The organism is Rhodococcus sp. DMU2021 (genome assembly GCF_019641445.1).
GTDB classification, from domain to species: domain Bacteria; phylum Actinomycetota; class Actinomycetes; order Mycobacteriales; family Mycobacteriaceae; genus Rhodococcus; species Rhodococcus pyridinivorans.
Map to the genome: position 1 here is coordinate 1 of NZ_JAIFKB010000089.1, position 1,044 is coordinate 1,044.

Sequence of the window (1,044 nt, forward strand, 5' to 3'; positions counted from 1 at the left end):
ATCTGCAGGGCCGTGGTGTCGTCGGCGATCAAGGACAGGGGCCGGGCCGCGTCCAGCCGCTCGAGCAACTGCGTGGCGCTGTTCTCGTCATGGTCGAGCAGGCGCACGATCCCGTTGCCGTTCCACGCCTCCAGGCCGGCGGCGGTGCCGACGGTCTCCTCCCGCAGCTGCTGAAGCTTCAAGACTGCGGGAGTTCCGTCGGACCGAAGCACGGGCAAGACCAGTGACGCCATGCCATATGCGGGCGGGCCATCAAGCCGCAGCTCCCAGCGGTCCAGGAACTCACCGCCCAGCCGGGGCAGCTCGGCGATCCACGCTCGCGCCTCGGCGCCGTGCGCGCCATAAGACGCAGCGAACACATCCGGCACGTCGATATAGATCGACTTGGTCACGGAAAAGTCTCCTTCGTCAGGTTCGAAATCAGGTGCGATGGACGAAGGAGATCGCGGAGGCGCCCGAGTGCCGGGCAGGCGTCAAAGCATGCCCCAAGCCTACCCGAAAACGATCATGACCGGCCCAGGGACTCCGGCGCGGCGGCCGCCACGTCGCGCCTCGCTGACCGACGCACCGTAAGGAGCGTTGCCGAATCTCATCGACATCCTCGATCCGAACGCCGCCCCGTCGTTCACGAAACAGCTGAACAAACGTTGCTACTTCTGATCGACGCACTCACCCACGATGCTGTCACGGGCGTGATGCCAGATCAGTACGTCAGTACGACAGTGTTGTTTGCTGGCTGTGTTCGACACCGGTGTCGGGGACGAACGCGGCTTCGTTGGTGTGGTCGGGTCGGCGTTCGATGTTGAGCATCTCGGTCACCGATCGGGGGTGACTGCTCATCGCAGCACCGATCGCATCGAGTAGTTCCTGACTGAGCTGGTTCAGGTCGACCGGCGACAGGGGAGGGGCAACGTCGTCGCCACCATTGATCGGGCCGACCGCGGTGGCCAGAGCTCGGCCGGCGGATTCGAGCACCGTCCCGATCCTGCCGAGATCTTTGTGATTCATCGGAGCGGGTTCTTCGCCCCGTTCGAGCTGGTCGGA

1 protein-coding gene and 1 pseudogene are annotated in these 1,044 nt (G+C 64.7%); both read right to left on the reverse strand.

Annotated elements, in window-relative coordinates; translation table 11 throughout:
- On the reverse strand, nucleotides 1–392 hold a 392-nt coding region (locus tag K3M35_RS26805), incomplete at its 3' end, for an aminoglycoside phosphotransferase family protein (protein WP_220667285.1).
- Between the two features lie 319 nt (nucleotides 393–711).
- Nucleotides 712–1,044, reverse strand: a pseudogene (locus K3M35_RS25760) (hypothetical protein); the annotation flags it as partial.